The following is a 19,661-nucleotide window of genomic DNA, read 5'->3' as shown; positions in this document are numbered from 1 at the left end:
AGCAATCTAGACAAAAAAATTTAATATTTTGTCTGTAAGTTAAATGGCTCAACAATAGAGTTGAAATTTTGGCTGTTAGGAGGAGAGAGCATGACGGTTAAAAGTAACACTACTTTTTTGTTATTTTTTTTCACATTATGTAGCATATTTTTTAGCATAAATAGTAAAGTACTGTCTGTAGAGGCGGAAACGACCGCTTTTACTGTGACACCCGAGTATCCTGAAAATCAAGTATCAGAAGCTACATATTTTGATTTATATCTTCAGGAAAATAAACAAACGTTGACTCTTCTAGTTACAAATACATCTGAACAAACATTGCAAGTAAAAGCGAGTGCTTTAAACAGTTATACAACATCTACGGGCATAATTGCTTATCAAAGCCGTGAAACTGCAGAAATGTATCAGGGACAGTCATTTACTCAATTTGTTGAACCAAAACAACAAATAATAAGTCTGAAGCCTTCTGAAAGTAAAAAAGTTTCGTTTCAGTTAGATAGTCAACGACAAAAAATTACTGGAGAAGTGCTGGGTGCTTTTGCTTTTGAAACAATTACTTCCCCAAACCAAGAAAAAGCAATGCATTCAATGATTCAGGCAAAATATCTAACCCAAATCGGTGTCAGGTTACGCACCGATTTGGGTTCACTGCCTGAGCCTAATTTACTTTTTGACAAAACTGAGCCCGTCATAAAAAATGATACTGTAGTTATCAAAAGTACCTTGATAAACAAACAGCCTACCGCACTTGGTAAAGTAAACGTAGAGACAACTGTCTATGATAAAACAAATAAAAAAATAATTGGTACGAAAAAAGCAGACAACTATCAAATTGCTCCTAACTCCTTGATGCCAATTTTAACAGAGTTAAAGGAAGAAACTTTAAAATCTGGAACATATAATGTTCATATCGCAATTCATTCCTCAAAAGGCAACTGGATGTTCGATGACTCGTTTACTGTTTCTGCTGCTCAAGCGAAAGCAATTAATCAAAAAACAGTCTTTTTTGCCAAACAGAAAGATGAATCTATTATATTTTCAATTTTAGTTGGAATGCTATTTGTGTTTTTACTAGCAATTCTGGGCTTGCTTTGGAAATATTACCAATTAAAAAATAAAAAGAGGGTGAATCAAGAATGAAGCCCAACAAATTAGGCGGCTTGTTTTTTTTACTTTCCTGTGTATTACTTTTCTTTGGTGGTCTATTTTTCCTTCCCAGTGAAGGGTTAGCAGAGATTATTGAACCAGCGTTTGAGACATTGCCAATTGATCAAACGATGATTTCGACGGTAGGAAAAGCGGGAAGTCCAAGTGGATCTGAAAATCACCGCTATGTTCAGATTAATGATACAACACCGAGTTCTAGTGGGGCAGTTTGGTTTAATAACCCAGTGAGTTTTACAAATGATTTTAAAATTGAGATGGCTTTTTATATTGAAAACGTAACAAATGATAGTGATGGATTAACATTTGTTATGCAAAGTAATGGTCCGACAGCAATAGCCGCAGAAGCTGGTCCAACGATTGGAGTATGGGCAAACACAGGAGATTCTACACCACTAAGTAAGGGGGCAATTCCTAACAGTTTGGCGATTGAATTTGACACTTTCTATAACAATAATAGTAATCTTATTGCAAACGATGGCATGATGGATCGTGATACAAGTTCCAAAGGCCATCATATTGCCTGGGCTTATCCAGGGGCAGAAACTTCCTATACAAAAGATGGTATTTTTAAGATTGACAAAGTCCTTCATCACCGAAATGAAAAAGGAGTGGCAGATTTATCTGATAGTAATTGGCATAAATTTGTCGTGGAATTTAAACGAGAAGCGGGAACATTTACCTATTCTGTTCCTGATTATGCCTTAAATATTACGATTCCTGTGGATACGGAGTTTAAAAATAACTTAGGCTTAAATGAAAATAAACGTGTTTATTTTGGGTTTACTGGAGCAAATGGGGGCTATGCACAAGCAAAAGCTATTTCATTTACAAATGTGGAAGGGCTGGTAGATTTGCAATTACGTACGGGTGTTGCACAATCAGCGGATAACCAATTGCTAGCAGACACTGGGATTCCTCAAAACGAAGTTCATTCTGTCGACAGAAGTCAAGAAATCACGTATATGACAGCGATTGATTATTTACAAACAAGTGATTTACTTCGTTTACAAGCCGGGACGAGGATCCAAATGACACTCCCAGATAACTTTGAAGTGCTGGAGAATAAGGTTTACTTCGGGAGTGCTCAAGAAATTGGGACAGGCGCTCAACCAACGGGAGGACAAGCACTTCCTTTTACAAGAGAAAAAGACAAAATAGTCATTACATTGCCGGAACTTGAAAGAGGCACGTTGTATGGTCTTTATTTCAAAGTGAAAAATAAGCTCGTTCAAATAAATAGCCTGCTGGATTTAACTGTTCCTGTTTCTAGTACTTTTTCCGGGAATGCTTTTTCTAAACCAGTGACTACCGGGGATCCAGCTGCCCATTATTACAAGCTAACAGGGAAATGGATGCCGACAATTACAATTGGTCATTCTTCTGCAACGGAGGCAGCTCAGTCTCCTCAAATTGTAAGACAAAAACGTAAGGCCTACCTTCCTGTTCAAATTGAAGATGAAAATTCTACGTCCACTAAACTGTTTATGAGTCCTATTGTTTCAGAAGAAGAATTAGCTACGACTACTTTTACTGAAAAAGCACATCTTTCGAGAGAAAATTTAACGGAGAATTTTGAAACAACTATTGAATGCGAAACTTCACAGCTTCAACCTGAAAAAATGTATTACGTAGGTATGTATACAGTAGATGCTGAAGGAAATCAATCAGAAACCAAAATTCAAGCCATTGATTTCAAAGGAATTATAGAATTAACTACAGTTCCTACTGCTTTTGTTGGAAACACTTTGACAATCAACGAATTAGTTCAAACGAAGCGTGAAGATGGTTATTTCTATATGAAAATAGAAAATTTACCAGAGAATGATTCGTTGACAATTACAAATACAAGTAGTTACTCTTGGGAATTAAGCGGACAACTAGCAACTATCGTTGAACAACTAGAAAGCTGGGGACAAGAGGTCTCTCTTTGTTTTTTTGAAAAGAATACTCAAACATTGCTTTTTCAATTAACCAAAGATGAACAGTTAATTCTAAAGCAAGAAGTAGAGGGTAAGGATGTAACTAAAAGTCTCAATGATTATGATCTCTATTTTCGTTTTAAAGCTGATCCTTTAAAGGTTGTACCAGGACGATACTCAGGAAATGTTAGATGGCGGTTATCAGAAGTTAAACCTTAAAAATGAGAATATTTCTAAAGATTATTAAACAAAAAACTGACTATTTAACTGAGTAGTCAGTTTTTTTATCCGAAGTAAAAAAATAGTAGTGATAGTATTAAGTAAGTTTGGTTTTTCTTAATATATCCCTAAATTAGAGGTCTATTATTTATTTTTGTTCCCTCATAAATATTATTTTATAGCCATAAAATATATTTTTATTATAATTATATTATAAATTAATGAGCATATAATTTGCAGATAAGTTTTTCAGGGCCTATTCTGAATAGGAACTTAGCTATAAAAATAAAAGAGGAGAGTGGTTTTGATGAGAAAAACTCAGAAGATTGTGCCAATTGTGACAGCTTCAGACGAAAATTATGCTCCTTATTTGAATGTAATGATGACAACTGTTTTAGAAAATTGTCATGCGGAGAGACCTGTTCATTTTTATGTGATTGATGATGGGCTGTCGCTATCTAGCAAAAAAGCACTCCGAGAAACGGTTAGTAGTAACTCACAAAGTGCGACTGTTGAATTTCTAACAGCAGACAAAGAAGTTTATCAAAATTTTTTAGTGAGTGATCATATTACAACGACCGCATACTTACGCATTTCTTTACCGTCACTTTTACAAAAATATAGCTATAAAAAGGTTCTTTATTTAGATGCAGATACGCTGGTTTTAGATGACATTGTCCAGTTGTATGATACGCCATTAGTGAACCAAACGATTGGTGCGGTTATTGATCCTGGTCAAGCATATGCCTTGAAACGTTTGGGCATCCATTCCTCCGATTATTATTTTAATTCAGGAGTCATGATTATTGATATTGACCGATGGAACGAGAAAGCAATCACTCAAAAAACAATTCAGTATCTAGAAGAAAATGGGGACCGCATAGTTTATCATGATCAAGATGCTTTAAACGCTGTTCTTTATGAAGATTGGCTAGCTCTAGAACCAAGATGGAATATGCAGACGTCTTTAGTTTTTAATCGTCATGAAGCGCCTAATGAAGCCTATCAAAAATTATATACAGCGGGAAATCAAGAGCCAGCGATTATTCATTTTACTGGTCACGATAAACCCTGGAATACGTTAGAAAATCATCCTTATACAGCTCTTTATCTAAACAAGTTAAAGAAAGTAGGTGCAAGAAATGGAAAATAGAAAAGAATTAGCGATTGTCTCCTGTTGCAATACCAACTTTGTGCCGCATCTTGCTGCTATGTTTGTTTCAATTTTAGAAAATAGTCCTTCAGCGGCAGCTGTTCATTTTTATGTGATTGATGACAATATTAATTTTGAAAGCAAGCAACTACTGTATTTTACGATTAAACATACCCAAATCAATGCAGAGTTAACATTTTTAAAAATCAACCCCCATTTTTTCAAAAATGTTGTAACCAGTGAGCGAATTCCCAAAACAGCTTACTACAGGATTGCTATTCCAGAGCTGTTTAGAGGAAGCCAGATCGAACGGCTGTTGTATATGGATTGTGACATGATTGCCTTAGATGATGTCGCAAAATTATGGACAGTAGATTTAGGTGAAAATATCATCGCCGCTGTTGAAGATGCAGGGTTCCATCAACGTTTGGAAAAAATGGCTATTCCTGCAGAATCTATGTGTTATTTTAACTCAGGCTTGTTGCTAATCGATGTTAAAAAGTGGTTGAATTTAGATGTAACCACTAAAGTCTTAAGATTTATTGAAGAAAATCCAGATAAATTACGTTTCCATGATCAAGATGCATTGAATGCGGTTTTACACGACCGTTGGACCCAGTTACATCCTAAGTGGAATGCCCAAGGTTATATTCTGTCAAAAGCGAAAAAACATCCGACTATTTTTGGAGAAAGACAATATGAAGAAACGAGAAGAGCACCATCCATTATCCACTTTACTGGCCATGTCAAACCTTGGACGAAAGAATTTCAGTGGTATACCAAGCGTTATTATGATCAATATGCGAATAGGACGGCCTTTCGTTGTGTCAACACATTCAATCAATATTTATCTTATACGAAAATTAGCAGAAGGATTGAATATGCTCAATAATGAATATTGTCATGGATTTCGTAAAATCAGTTACTTGTTAGTTGTTGCCAGAACCAAACAATAGAAATGAAGAAGTCGGGATCGAACTGTTTTTCAGATTTTGAGTATGAGACAAAAATCTAAAGTGATTTTTGTCTCATACTCTTTTTTGTCTATTTAAAATAAAGCCAGCAACTGGTATCATATTTAAGGATGGTTTTTTATAAAAAAATGATTTCTTGAGGAAAAAAATATTACAATAAAGAAAAATAAAAAAATGTAAACGTTATCATTTCAAGGTTATAGCGGTATGAAGATATTTATTAATACTTTTTATTGACAAAATAAAAAAAACCACCGTACTATTGGTTTGTGGTTATAACCAGTTAGGGTAAAGGAGAAAGTTATGGAAAATGCCTTTAAAAACAAAGCTTTGTATCATCAACTTGTCGATTTACTGCAGGAACGAATCGAAACATGCATGATTCCTCATGACAAGTTGCCCTCTGAACGTGAATTGACTGCACAATATGGAGTGAGTCGGACGACGGTCCGGTTAGCGCTACAAGAACTAGAAAATAGAGGTTCCATCTATCGTCGTCATGGCAAAGGAACATTTGTTTCAGATATAAAAAAAGAGGCCGCTGATTTAGCTGGCGCATATAGTTTTACAGAACAAATGAAAGGGCTGGGCCGAAAACCACATACCCGTATATTATCTTTCGAAAAATTGGAAGCGGATAAATTTATTTGTCAGCATTTGAATCTGTCGTTAGGAGAGGCAGTTTTTAAATTAAGTCGGTTGCGGATTGCTGATAACGAGCCATTAATGGTTGAAGACACATACTTGCCTGTGAAATTTTTCTTATCACTCACGGATCAATTACTACGTAGCAAACCATTATATGATTTGTTTTCGGAAGATTTTAAGCAAACCGTTCGTTTAGCTGATGAAGAATTATACGCTAGCATTGCGTCAAAAGAAGATGCCAAATTATTGATGATTCCAGAAGGAGCGCCAGTCCTTCATTTAGCACGCCAGACATATAACATGAAAAATGAAATTATTGAATTTACGTTGAGTGTGGCACGAGCAGACCAATTTCATTATCAGATACGCCATATTCGGAATAGTTAGGAGAGTTAAGTATGTTTACAGCAGAAAAAGAAGAACTAGAACAACTAGGAGCGGAAATCACGACACGTGAAATTCGTCAGCAACCTGAGCTTTGGCAAGAAACCGTGACACTTTATCATGAAAATCAAACAGCTTTGGAAAACTTTTTAAAAGAAGTCCAAGCCAAAGCGCAAGGAAAACGCACAAGAGTAATTTTTACAGGAGCAGGGACTTCGCAATATGTCGGTGATACTGTTGTACCTTATCTCCGAGCACACGGCGACACACAAGCCTTTTCATTCGAAAGTATTGGGACAACGGATATTGTGGCCAAACCAGAAGATTATCTGATTAAAGACGAACCAACATTGTTAGTTTCGTTTGCAAGAAGTGGAAATAGTCCTGAAAGTTTAGCGGCAGTTGAAGTAGCTAATCAAGTGGTTGAAACAATTCATCATTTAGCGATCACTTGTGCCGAAGAAGGACAACTGGCACAAATAAGCCAAAAAGAAGAAAACAGCTTTTTATTCTTAATGCCAACACGTTCCAATGATGGTGGTTTTGCGATGACTGGTAGCTTTTCTTGCATGACCTTGGGTACATTACTACTCTTTGATCAAACAGCCTTTGAGCAAAAACAAGATTATGTAACCGCTCTAATTAAATTAGGTGAAGAAGTGCTATCCCGTGAAGAAGAATTAAATGAAATTGTTAACCTTGATTTTGAACGCATTGTTTATGTTGGTTCTGGAAGTTTAGCTGGTTTGACAAGAGAAGCGCAATTGAAAATTTTAGAACTAACAGCCGGCAAAGTTGCCACAATTTTTGACTCTTCTATGGGCTTCCGTCATGGACCAAAATCATTTATTAATGAAAAAACAATAATGTTTGGTTTTGTTAATAATACACCATACACAAGAGATTATGACTTGGATATCTTAGAAGAAGTTCACGGTGACGAAATTGCGGCGGGTGTTTTTGCGATTGCTCAACCTGGCAAACGTAATTTCTCAGGTTCAACTATTGAATATTCCGCAGAAACTGCTCTATTACCTGATGGCTATTTAGCATTAGCAGATATCATGGTAGCCCAAACAGTCGCACTTTTAACATCTATTAAAGTTGGAAATAAACCGGATACCCCTTCACCGACAGGTACAGTGAATCGTGTGGTTAAAGGCGTAACGATTTATGACTATAAATAATACAACATTTGGAGGAGGAACTATGCTTACGTTAACAGCTGGAAAAAAAGCGGCAATGGATCGTTTGTCAACCCAAGAAGGAATCATTAGCGCATTAGCCATTGATCAACGAGGTGCCTTGAAAAAAATGATCAAAGCACTAGATGTAGAGCCAACCGATGAACAAATTGAAACGTTTAAAGAATTAGTCTCGAAAGAATTGACACCTTATGCGTCTGCCATTTTATTGGATCCAGAATATGGATTGCCTGCTGCAAAAGCACGCGATACCGAGGCTGGATTGTTACTCGCTTATGAAAAAACGGGCTATGATGCAACAACTCCGGGACGATTGCCTGATTTACTAGCAGATTGGTCTGTTTTACGCTTGAAAGAAGAAGGCGCAGACGCGATTAAATTTTTACTCTACTATGATGTGGATGAGGATCCAGAAATCAATCATCAAAAACATGTATTCATTGAACGCTTAGGAAGTGAATGTGCAGAAGAAGACCTACCATTTTACTTAGAATTAGTTTCTTACGATGCACAAATAGCAGATGCGACTTCTTTAGAATATGCAAAAGTTAAACCGCATAAAGTGAATGAAATGATGAAAGAATTTTCTAAACCCCAATATAAAGTAGATGTATTGAAAGTGGAAGTTCCAGTTAATATGAATTTTGTAGAAGGTTTTGCGCCGGCTGAAACAGCGTATACAAAAGAGGAAGCGGCGAATTATTTCTTAGAACAAAGTCAAGCCACTGATTTACCATTTATCTTTTTAAGTGCCGGTGTCTCAACAGAGCTATTCCAAGAAACACTACGTTTCGCTAAAGAAGCTGGTTCAACATTTAATGGTGTTTTATGTGGCCGTGCTACGTGGAAAAATGGCGTGAAACCTTTCGTTGAAGCAGGAGAAACTGCGGCTTGTGATTGGTTAAAAACAGAAGGCCGAGAAAACATTGAAAGTTTAAATGAAGTCATCGCAGCAACCGCCAGCTCTTGGCATGCGAAAGTTCAAGTAAACGAAGGGTAATTGGGAGGCATAGCTGTGATAGTAACAGTAACAATGAATCCGTCAATTGACATCTCCTACCTATTAGATCATCTAAAGCTTGATACCGTTAATCGGACCAGTCAGGTGACCAAAACTCCTGGTGGCAAAGGACTAAATGTCACTCGCGTTATTCATGATTTAGGTGGAGATGTTATAGCTACCGGCGTTCTTGGTGGTTTTCATGGGGCGTTTATTGCAAACGAGTTAAAGAAAGCAAACATCCCCCAAGCATTTACGTCAATCAAAGAAGAAACGCGTGATTCGATTGCGATTTTGCACGAAGGGAATCAAACTGAAATTTTAGAAGCTGGACCGACTGTTTCCCCAGAAGAAATCAGTAACTTCCTTGAAAATTTCGATCAATTAATTAAGCAAGCAGAAATTGTCACACTTTCTGGCAGTTTAGCGAAAGGATTACCATCAAATTTTTATCAAGAATTAGTTCAAAAAGCTCAAGCACAAGAGGTTAAAGTACTACTAGATACTTCTGGTGATAGTTTAAGACAAGTTCTTCAAGGACCATGGAAACCGTATTTAATTAAACCTAACTTAGAGGAACTAGAAGGATTACTAGAGCAAGATTTTTTAGAAAATCCATTAGCAGCTGTGCAAACAGCTTTAACAAAACCAATGTTTGCTGGAATTGAATGGATTGTCGTATCTTTAGGAAAAGATGGTGCAATTGCCAAACATCACGATCAATTCTATCGTGTAAAAATTCCAACGATTCACGCTAAAAATCCTGTTGGTTCAGGAGATGCAACCATTGCTGGTCTTGCATATGGACTAGCCAAGGATGCCCCAGCTGCCGAACTGCTAAAATGGGGCATGGCAGCTGGAATGTCTAATGCCCAAGAAAGAACGACTGGGCATGTAGACGTAGAGAACGTGAAGAAACATCTTATGAACATCCAAGTAGTTGAAATTGCTAAATAAAGAGGTTTCTTTATTTAGCAATTATCCAGCAATTGAAAGCGTTTACTAGAAAGGGTGGCAATGTGGACAGATTTGAAATTAAAGAGGAGTTTCTTTTAAATGGTCAACCATTTAAAATTTTATCAGGCGCCATTCATTATTTTCGTGTAGATCCCTCAGATTGGTATCATTCACTTTATAACTTGAAAGCTTTAGGCTTCAATACAGTTGAGACATATGTACCATGGAATTTACATGAACCGCAAAAAGGAACATTTCATTTTGAGGGAATATTAGATTTGGAGCGCTTTTTAAAATTAGCACAAGAACTTGGACTATATGCGATTGTGCGGCCGTCTCCTTATATTTGTGCAGAATGGGAGTTTGGCGGTTTTCCAGCATGGCTATTAAATGAACCAGGACGAATGCGTTCGAATAATCCAACCTATCTGAAGCATGTCGCGGAATATTATGATGTTTTAATGGAAAAAATTGTTCCGCATCAACTTGCTAACGGTGGCAATATTTTAATGATACAAATCGAAAACGAATATGGTTCATTTGGCGAAGAAAAAGCGTATTTACGGGCGATTCGCGATTTGATGATTGCACGTGGCGTGACAGCACCATTTTTTACTTCTGACGGGCCATGGCGCGCAACATTGCGGGCAGGCAGCATGATTGAAGATGATATTTTAGTAACTGGGAATTTTGGCTCAAAAGCCAAAGAAAATTTCGGTATGATGCAAGCCTTTTTTGAAGAACATGGTAAAAAATGGCCGTTAATGTGTATGGAATTTTGGGATGGCTGGTTTAATCGTTGGAAAGAGCCAATTATTAAACGAGATCCGCAAGAATTGGCTGAATCAGTTAGAGAAGCATTAGCATTAGGCAGTATCAACTTATATATGTTTCATGGCGGCACCAATTTTGGGTTTATGAATGGCTGCTCCGCACGAGGAACCATTGATTTACCACAAATCACTTCCTATGATTATGATGCGCCACTTGATGAACAAGGGAACCCAACCGAAAAGTATTTTGCGTTACAAAAAATGCTTCACGAGGAGTATCCTGCGTTACCACAAGCTGAGCCATTAGTAAAAGAATCTTTTGCGCAAACAGCAATTCCTTTAACCAACAAAGTGAGTTTGTTTGCAACCTTAGAAACGATTAGTCAGCCAGTAATTAGCGTTTATCCGCAAACCATGGAACAATTAGGACAAAATACAGGCTATCTTCTTTACCGAACAAGCATTGAAAAAGATGCTGCAGAAGAGAAGCTAAGAGTGATTGACGGTCGTGATCGTCTGCAATTATTTGTCAATCAGATACATCAAGCAACGCAATATCAAACGGAAATCGGCGAAGATATTTACGTTACACTGCCGCAAGAGAATAATCAAATCGATGTTTTAATGGAAAATATGGGTCGTGTCAATTACGGGCACAAATTATTTGCAGATACTCAGAAAAAAGGGATTCGAACGGGTGTCATGGCAGATTTACATTTTATGACGCAATGGCAACAATATTGTTTACCTATGACAAGCTGTGAACAGGTAGACTATTCAAGAGAATGGCAACCTGATCAACCAAGCTTTTACCAGTATCATGTGGAGTTAGCAGAAGTGAAAGATACATTTATTGATGTTTCTAAATTCGGCAAAGGAATTGTTTTTGTTAACCAAACCAATCTTGGTCGTTTCTGGAATGTTGGTCCGACGCTTTCCTTATATATTCCCAAAGGATTATTAAAAGAAGGGCAAAATGAGATCGTCATTTTTGAAACGGAAGGAACGTACCAACCAGAAATTCAGTTAGTAAAAGAACCACTATATAAAGAAATGAAAGAGGGATTACAATGAGTATTATTGGCGTAAGAATTGATGGACGTTTGATTCATGGACAAGTGGCAAATTTATGGGCGACAAAATTGAATATTTCCAGAATTATGGTCGTTGATGATGAGGTTGCAGGGAATGCCATTGAAAAAAGTGGCTTAAAATTAGCAACACCAGCTGGCGTGAAACTAAGCGTGTTACCAGTTGAAAAAGCTGCTCAAAATATTTTAGCAGGAAAATACGACTCACAACGTTTACTAATTGTGGTACGGAAACCAGATCGTTTATTAAAACTAGTAGAACTTGGGGTGCCGATTAAAGAAATCAATGTTGGGAACATGTCACAAACAAACGAAACACGGTCGATTACTAAGTCAATCAATGTGGTCGATCAAGATATTGAGGTTTTTAAAGAGTTAAATGCTAAAGGCGTCCATCTGATTGCTCAAATGGTGCCAAGTGACAAAGCGGAAGACTTTATGAGTTTGATAACAAAATAGGAGGGAACAAAAAATGAATATCTTATGGTGGCAGATCTTATTATTAACATTATACGCAGGATACCAAATTTTAGATGAATTACAAATTTATTCTTCATTAAGTGCGCCAGTGTTTGCAGGTCTTTTTGCAGGATTAGTGATGGGGGATATTAAAGCAGGACTTATTATTGGTGGAAGTATGCAATTAACTGTATTAGGAGTTGGGACTTTCGGGGGTGCTTCCAAAATTGATGCTAACTCAGGCACGATTCTTGCCACAGCATTTTCTGTGTCTTTAGGAATGAACCCTGAACAAGCAATCGCTGCTATTGCAGTACCAGTTGCTAGTTTAATGATTCAATTAGACATTTTGGCTCGTTTTGCGAATACCTACTTTGCACATCGGATTGATAAAATGGTCGAAGATATGAACTATAAAGGAATTGAACGTAACTTCTTAATGGGTGCCTTACCTTGGTCTCTTTCTCGAATGATTCCAGTCTTCTTAGCACTTGCTTTTGGTGGTGGTTTAGTACAAAAAGTTGTATCTGTCCTAAATGGCGATTTGAAATGGTTAGGTGATGGCTTGTCTGTTGCTGGGGCGGTCTTACCAGCGGTCGGTTTTGCAATTTTACTACGTTACTTACCAGTGAAAAAACATTTCCCTTATTTAATTCTTGGTTTTACTGTAACTGCTTTACTAGGAACAATCTTTACAAACATGCAACTTTTAGGAACATCTGTTGCGAGCGTTGTGAAAGACTTCAGTGGTGTATTTAACGCATTACCAATGTTAGCAGTTGCTTTAATTGGTTTCGCTTTAGCCGCAATTAGCTACAAAAATGGTCAAATGATTCCGAGTGGGCCAGCAGCCAAAAAAGAACATGCAGCGAATGATTCAGACGAAGGAGAGATTGAAGATGACGAAATCTAATTATAAATTGACGAAAGAAGATTTTAAACAAATTAATCGCAGAAGCTTGTTTACTTTCCAATTAGGTTGGAACTACGAAAGAATGCAAGGATCAGGTTACTTGTATACGATTTTGCCACAATTGCGTAAAATTTATGGGGATGATACGCCTGAATTAAAAGAAGTGATGAAAACACACACGCAATTTTTCAATACTTCAAACTTCTTTAATACGATTATTACAGGGATCGATTTGGCCATTGAAGAAAAAGAAGGCATTGCTGGAAAACAAACAGTTTCAGGTTTGAAAACTGGTTTAATGGGACCGTTTGCAGCAATTGGGGATTCAATTTTCGCAGCTTTAATTCCAACTATTTTTGGGGCGCTAGCTGCCAACATGGCGATTAATGGCAACCCAACTGGTATCTTTATCTGGATTGTTGCTCAAATTGCCGTGATGGTCTTCCGTTGGAAACAATTGGAATTTGCGTATCGCGAAGGAATTTCTTTGGTGACAACTATGCAACACCGCTTAACTGCCTTAACAGACGCTGCAACTTTACTAGGGGTCTTCATGGTTGGCGCTTTAGTGGCAACGATGGTTAATGTCAAACTATCATGGGCACCAAGTATTGGGGATGTAACACTTAACATGCAAAATAACTTGGATATGATTTTACCACGTCTACTTCCTGCAGGAATTGTCGGTGGCGTTTATTGGATGCTAGGTAAAAAGAATATGACATCTACTAAAGCCATTTTTATCGTATTAATTGTCTGTGTCGCATTGTCTGCGTTAGGTGTTATTTCAAAATAAGTAAGACAGGAGAAAATCGATGAGTGAACATTTAGTTTTAGTAAGTCATGGCCGTTTTTGCGAGGAATTGAAAAAAAGTGCGGAGATGATTATGGGACCGCAAGAAACAATTTCCACTGTTGCTTTATTACCAGAAGAAGGTGAAGCTGACTTTTTAGAAAAATTTGAAGCGATTACGGAATCGTTAGAAGATTTTGTTGTCTTTGCTGATCTATTAGGGGGGACACCGTGTAATATATTATCTAAAAAAATTATGCAAGGTGCTTCGTTTGACTTATATACTGGAATGAATTTACCGATGGTTATCAGCTATGTAAATGCAAGTTTATTAGCGATCGAAGGTGACTATGTTAAGGAATCAGCAGAAAGTATTGTGAAAGTCAACGAATTGCTGCTAAATGTTGCAGTAGATGACGAGGATGAATAATTCTGACTTGTTGTCGTAAGTAATCAAAGTTTTTAAGAGAATGATTTAGAGATGGACGTTCCAAAAATAAAAGAATTTATTTTTGGAACGCCCCTTTAATTGTTAATAATGAAAGCGTGTTCAAAAATGTTAGGGGGCTGATTTATCAGATGAAACATGGAAAAATAAAACGATTTAGTACATTGACACTATTGGCAAGCGCAACGATTTTAGTACCATTAAGTACGTCTGCAGAAGAAACAACAAACAGCAGCACTGAAACAAGCTCATCAATGGTGGAACCTACCGCAACAGAAGAAAAATTGTGGCAATCTGATTTTCCAGGAGGGAAAATTGGTGAGTGGCAAGATGTGATTGGTAAAACAAATCGAGAATTAGCAGGAGAGTCATTGGCGATTTCACGAGATGCAGCAGCAGGTAATAATGCCGTATCTTTAAATTTAGATTCCCCTAAATTAGCTGATGGTGAAGTAGAAACAAAGTTTAAATACACTGCTGGAAGCGGTCGAACGGGTGTGATTATTCGTGGTAATACCAAAGATAGCTGGGTTTTTGTAGGCTATAACGCGAATGGCAAATGGTTAGTTGAAAGCCCTAATTCGTGGAATGATTCGATTTCTGGGCCAACATTAAATGAAGATACGAATTATTTGTTGAAAGTACGTTATGTTGGTGAAAAAATTACTATCTGGCTTAACACCACGTTGATTTACGAAGGAGAACCTGTTTTAGCCAATGGAGACAAAATTCCAACAGAAGCCGGACATGTGGGTGTCCGTTTGTGGTACGACAAAAAAATTGTCAATTATGACTATTTTAAAAATGGCCCCGTAGATAGCATTCCGGAAATTGTGCCAGAAGTGACACAAATTGCGCCAGTCAAAGTTTTTACAAAAATTGGTGTCGCACCAAAATTACCGAAACAAGTAAAAGTGACCTATAATACTGGTAAAGAAGCCAATGAAGCAGTCCGTTGGGATGAAATCGATCCTGATGCATACAAAGAACCAGGAACTTTTGAAGTCGACGGTACTTTGGAAAATACAAACATCAAAGCAAAAGCCAGCATTGTTGTTGCTAAAGACAATGAAGCTGAAAAAGGCGACAAAATCTCTTCTGCAGATTTAACAGCCGTGGTTGACCCACAATTTCCACGAATTATTCGTTACGAAGACCCTCAGAGTAATCAAGTGATTTTTAATGGCCAACACGAGAAAATTGACCAAGTAATGATTGATGGCAAAGCATATAAAGCAACTGCTGAAAAACAAAAGAGTGAAGCAAATCAAGCCGTTTATAACGTAGCTGTCCCAGAAATTGGTCTGCGTTTCACAACGACATTGACTGTTTCCGAAGGCCAAGAATTAGCTATGAAACTCTCAGATATTCGTGAAGAAGGAACCAAAATACACACAATTTCAATTCCAAATCAAGGCTTGATTTCTGTCAATAGTACAGATGAAGGGGCGACTTTTGCTGGCGTTGTGATGAATACTGGGACAAATGCAAATAACGGAAATAAAAATGGTGATACTATCCAAGATTTAACTACAACAAGCCAAGAAGAAACGAAAAAATATATGTATGGTTTCTTAAATACGGCGAATTATGCTGCAAGTTTTTGGACGAACGCCTATGGAGACGGCTCTGTCGATGGTAGTGACAATAATCGAATCCATAAACAAACAAAAGAAGCGGCGACTGGTTTTGTAACAACCTTGTCAAGTGGGGCATGGACCTATCGACCATTTGATGCACCGGAAGATTACACAACTGGGGAAACGCCAGAAGTGAAAGTTAAATTCTCAAAAGATAGCAATGACGACAATCGGGTGGATTGGCAAGATGCGGCAATTGGGTTCCGTTCAATTATGAATAACCCAATGGGCGCGGAAAAAGTCCCTGAATTAGTCAACCAACGGATTCCTTTTAACTTTGCTAGTCAGGCGACAAACCCATTCTTAGTGACGTTAGACGAATCAAAACGCATTTACAATTTAACAGATGGATTAGGACAAATGAATTTACTAAAAGGGTATCAAAATGAAGGACATGATTCTGCGCATCCAGATTACGGTGCTATTGGTCAGCGACCTGGCGGGGAACAAGCGTTGAATCAATTAATTGATGAAGGCCATAAATTAAATGCCGTTTTCGGTGTGCATATTAATGACACCGAGTCTTACCCAGAAGCAAAAGGATTTAATGAGGAATTAGTTGATCCAACGAAGCGTGGCTGGGATTGGTTAGATCCGTCTTATTTTATTAAACAAAGACCCGATGCATTGAGTGGTCGTCGCTATGAGCGCTTTAAAGAATTAAAACAAAAAGCACCGAATCTAGATTATATTTATGTTGATGTTTGGGGCAACCAAGGCGAATCAGGTTGGGCAAGTCGTCAACTAAGTAAAGAAATTAATTCACTCGGTTGGTTTACAACCAATGAATTTCCGAATGCTTTAGAGTATGACTCGGTTTGGAACCATTGGTCTGCAGAAAAAGATTACGGCGGTACAACAACGAAAGGCTTTAACAGTACAATCGTTCGTTTTATTCGGAATCACCAAAAAGACACTTGGATTATTTCCGACAACCCTTTGTTAGGTGGAGCTGAATTTGAAGCCCATGAAGGTTGGGTGGGTAAAACCAATTTTAATACCTATCGCCAAAAAACTTTTGCCATTAATGTCCCAACTAAGTTCTTACAACATTACCAAATTACGAACTGGGAAACTACAACAGCAGAAGATGGTCAAATCTATGGCACGATTAAATTAGCGAACGGTGCTGAAAAAGTGACCGTTACTCAAGCAGATGCTAATTCGCCAAGAAGCATTACGTTAAATGAGACAGAAGTTCTAAAAGGTGATGCGTATCTACTGCCTTGGAATGTCAATGGTCAAGACAAACTATATCACTGGAATCCAAAAGGCGGTACCAGCACTTGGTCATTGGATAAGAAAATGCAAGGAAAAACGAATTTACATTTATATGAATTAACAGATCAAGGGCGTATTGACAAAGGCGCAATTGCCACTACAAATAACCAAGTGACCATCCAAGCCGAGGCTAATACACCGTATGTCATTGCTGAACCTGACAGTATTGAACCGATGACATTTGGAACAGGAACACCATTTAAAGATCCTGGATTTAATGAAGCCAATACCTTGAAAAATAACTGGAAAGTTTTCCGAGGTGATGGAGATGTTAAAAAAGATGCTAACGGTGATTATGTCTTTAGTTCAGAAAAAGAAAGAACCGAAATCAAACAAGACATCAATCTTCCTAAACCAGGAAAATATAGTTTGTATCTAAACACAGAAACACATGATCGTAAAGCCACAGTAACTGTTAAAATTGGTGGTAAAAAATATACGCGGACAGTGAATAATTCGGTTGCCCAAAACTATATTCAGGCAGATATTAACCATACAAGCAGGAAAAATCCGCAGTATATGCAAAATATGCGAATTGATTTTGAAATCCCAGATAATGCCAAAAAAGGCTCGGTGACGTTAGCGGTTGATAAAGGCAATTCCGTTACAAAATTTGATGATTTACGAATTGTTGAGCGTCAAACGGATATCATGAACCCAGACAAACAAACAGTTATTAAGCAAGATTTTGAAGACACACAAGCAGTTGGGTTATATCCGTTTGTTAAAGGCTCAGCTGGTGGTGTAGAAGATCCACGGATTCATTTATCAGAAAGAAATGAACCTTACACACAATATGGTTGGAATGGAAACCTTGTTTCAGATGTATTAGAAGGCAACTGGTCCTTGAAAGCCCATAAACAAGGAGCAGGTTTGATGCTTCAAACAATTCCGCAAAATATTAAATTTGAACCGAACAAGAAATATACGGTCCAATTTGATTATCAAACTGATGGTGAAAATGTCTTTACTGCTGGGACCATTAATGGGGAGTTGAAAAATAACAATGACTTTAAGCCAGTCGGTGAGTTGACTTCGACAGCAGCAGATGGTCAAACCAAGCATTATGAAGCAGAAATAATTGGGGATGCTTCAGGAAACACTACGTTTGGTATTTTTACAACAGGTGCCGATAAAGATTTCATTATGGATAACTTTACGGTCACAGTGGAATCGAAAAAATAAATTTAGTCTATCTAAGCAACTTGGGCTACAAGTTAAACGTACTTGTAGCCCAAGTTGCTTCTTTTATGAAAAGAAGCAAGGTCTAGTGCCTCATTTTTATACTGCAGAATAAACCGACACATTTTTTAAAGTGTCAGGCTTCTTTGTGTATTTCATCAAGAACGAATGGACAAACTTGCCTTTTGCCACAAATCGTTTACAATTACAATGATAGGCATAATTTATTTAGAGGTGAAGTGATTGAAGAAATACAATGTTGATTGGAATTACTGGGTTGTCCGCTTTTTATTTGTAATGGCGCTGATTGTTGGCTATTTATTAATCACGAATTATCAGCACTTTGTCCATAGTGTTTCGGGTTTGTTAGGCATCTTATCCCCATTCATTACTGGGTTCGTGATTGCTTATTTATTGAGTGGAAGTCAGAAAAAAATCGAGGGATTACTAGAAAGAGTTCCTTTACCAGTTGTAAAAAAAGCGAAACACGGCTTGAGCGTACTCCTTTTGTACCTAATTATTTTGTTTATTTTTGTCTTGACATTAAACTATATCGTTCCGCTACTCATTAGTAATTTAGTAGATTTAGCAAACTCTTTACCCACTTTTTATGATCACATGGTTCAGTTTGTGATGAGTTTAGAAGATAAAGGGATTTTAAAAACAGCCGCGATTGAAAAATATTTAAATAGTGTCCTTAAAGATTTGTCGCCAGAACGTTTTTTAAATCAATGGACACAAGCGTTGTTTTCATTAGGAACGTTGACTAAAAATGTTTCTTCATTCTTTTTAAATGCATTTTTGACGTTGATTATCTCAATATATGCGCTGGTATTTAAGCAATCTATTTTGACATTTGTTGAAAAGGCCGCCCACAAATTGCTGTCTGAAAAAGTGTACAAGCAAACACAAACCTGGTTAAATACAACGAATAAAATTTTCTATAAATTTATCAGTTGCCAATTTCTTGATGCTTGTATAATTGGCGTTTCATCAACGATTTTGTTAAGTATTTTGAATGTGAAATTTGCTGTGACTTTGGGGATTTTATTAGGTATTTGTAATATGATTCCTTATTTTGGTTCGATTTTTGCGTCAATTGTTGCTGGTGTGATTACGCTTTTCACAGGTGGTGTTACTCAAGCCATTACGGTGTTACTAGTTTTATTAATTTTACAACAAATTGACGGCAATATTATTGGTCCTCGAATTATGGGAGATGCCCTAAATGTCAATCCGATTTTAATTATTGTTTCAATCACGATTGGGGGGGCGTACTTCGGCGTCTTAGGGATGTTTTTAGCAGTTCCTGTTGCTGCAATCATTAAAATTATTGTCTCGGAGTGGATAAATGAATCAAAAGAAAATGATAAGATTGTAGATTCTATTGAATCCTAAAGTAAAACTTTTCGTCTCGCGTTGACGAAAAGTTTTTTAGTGGAAAAGAAAGTTTCA

Annotated in this window: 15 protein-coding genes; all 15 read left to right on the top strand. The window is 37.3% G+C overall.

The window, feature by feature from the left end; all coding sequences use genetic code 11:
- Positions 1–90 precede the first annotated feature (90 nt).
- The 15 genes from AB3I34_RS03690 to AB3I34_RS03620 all read left to right on the top strand — a co-directional run bounded on the left by AB3I34_RS03690 (position 91) and on the right by AB3I34_RS03620 (position 19,604).
- A complete protein-coding gene (locus AB3I34_RS03690) occupies positions 91–1,140 on the top strand; it encodes a DUF916 and DUF3324 domain-containing protein (protein WP_010712547.1) in 1,050 nt (349 codons plus the stop codon).
- Entirely contained in the window at positions 1,137–3,305 is a 2,169-nt protein-coding gene (locus AB3I34_RS03685) for an L-type lectin-domain containing protein (RefSeq protein WP_002377205.1), read from the top strand. The genes AB3I34_RS03690 and AB3I34_RS03685 overlap by 4 nt, the downstream gene beginning before the upstream one ends.
- A gap of 307 nt (positions 3,306–3,612) precedes the next feature.
- A complete protein-coding gene (locus AB3I34_RS03680) occupies positions 3,613–4,458 on the top strand; it encodes a glycosyltransferase family 8 protein (protein WP_010712546.1) in 846 nt (281 codons plus the stop codon).
- A complete protein-coding gene (locus AB3I34_RS03675) occupies positions 4,448–5,350 on the top strand; it encodes a glycosyltransferase family 8 protein (protein WP_010712545.1) in 903 nt (300 codons plus the stop codon). The genes AB3I34_RS03680 and AB3I34_RS03675 overlap by 11 nt, the downstream gene beginning before the upstream one ends.
- 385 nt (positions 5,351–5,735) lie before the next feature.
- Positions 5,736–6,467: a GntR family transcriptional regulator gene (locus AB3I34_RS03670; protein ID WP_002360115.1), complete on the top strand. Its 732-nt coding sequence runs from the start codon at positions 5,736–5,738 to the stop codon at positions 6,465–6,467.
- 11 nt (positions 6,468–6,478) lie between these two features.
- Positions 6,479–7,651: an SIS domain-containing protein gene (locus AB3I34_RS03665; protein WP_002357242.1), complete on the top strand. Its 1,173-nt coding sequence runs from the start codon at positions 6,479–6,481 to the stop codon at positions 7,649–7,651.
- Positions 7,652–7,673: 22 nt separating this feature from the next.
- Entirely contained in the window at positions 7,674–8,669 is a 996-nt protein-coding gene (gene lacD, locus AB3I34_RS03660) for a tagatose-bisphosphate aldolase (RefSeq protein ID WP_010712544.1), read from the top strand.
- Positions 8,670–8,684: 15 nt separating this feature from the next.
- A complete protein-coding gene (locus tag AB3I34_RS03655) occupies positions 8,685–9,626 on the top strand; it encodes a hexose kinase (protein ID WP_010712543.1) in 942 nt (313 codons plus the stop codon).
- Between the two features lie 32 nt (positions 9,627–9,658).
- Complete coding sequence (locus AB3I34_RS03650; protein ID WP_025187275.1) at positions 9,659–11,473, top strand: beta-galactosidase family protein; 1,815 nt, start codon at positions 9,659–9,661, stop codon at positions 11,471–11,473.
- On the top strand, positions 11,470–11,949 hold the full coding sequence (locus AB3I34_RS03645; RefSeq protein ID WP_002361968.1) for a PTS sugar transporter subunit IIB: 480 nt from the start codon (positions 11,470–11,472) through the stop codon (positions 11,947–11,949). The genes AB3I34_RS03650 and AB3I34_RS03645 overlap by 4 nt, the downstream gene beginning before the upstream one ends.
- 13 nt (positions 11,950–11,962) lie before the next feature.
- Entirely contained in the window at positions 11,963–12,862 is a 900-nt protein-coding gene (locus tag AB3I34_RS03640) for a PTS sugar transporter subunit IIC (protein ID WP_002357253.1), read from the top strand.
- Entirely contained in the window at positions 12,849–13,658 is an 810-nt protein-coding gene (locus AB3I34_RS03635; RefSeq protein WP_002357254.1) for a PTS system mannose/fructose/sorbose family transporter subunit IID, read from the top strand. Before AB3I34_RS03640 ends, AB3I34_RS03635 begins: the two co-directional genes overlap by 14 nt.
- A 19-nt stretch (positions 13,659–13,677) precedes the next feature.
- The gene (locus AB3I34_RS03630; protein WP_002361967.1) at positions 13,678–14,085 is read left to right on the top strand and encodes a PTS sugar transporter subunit IIA; all 408 of its coding nucleotides are present in this window, start codon (positions 13,678–13,680) and stop codon (positions 14,083–14,085) included.
- Positions 14,086–14,234: 149 nt separating this feature from the next.
- On the top strand, positions 14,235–18,209 hold the full coding sequence (locus AB3I34_RS03625) for an endo-alpha-N-acetylgalactosaminidase family protein (protein ID WP_010712542.1): 3,975 nt from the start codon (positions 14,235–14,237) through the stop codon (positions 18,207–18,209).
- Between the two features lie 240 nt (positions 18,210–18,449).
- The gene (locus AB3I34_RS03620) at positions 18,450–19,604 is read left to right on the top strand and encodes an AI-2E family transporter (protein ID WP_010712541.1); all 1,155 of its coding nucleotides are present in this window, start codon (positions 18,450–18,452) and stop codon (positions 19,602–19,604) included.
- Positions 19,605–19,661 lie beyond the last annotated feature (57 nt).

It is taken from the genome of Enterococcus sp. C102(2024), from assembly GCF_040888205.1.
In the GTDB taxonomy this organism is placed as follows: Bacteria; Bacillota; Bacilli; order Lactobacillales; family Enterococcaceae; genus Enterococcus; species Enterococcus faecalis.
Note: the sequence above shows the minus strand (reverse complement) of the source record. Positions and strands in the feature narration are given on the sequence as shown.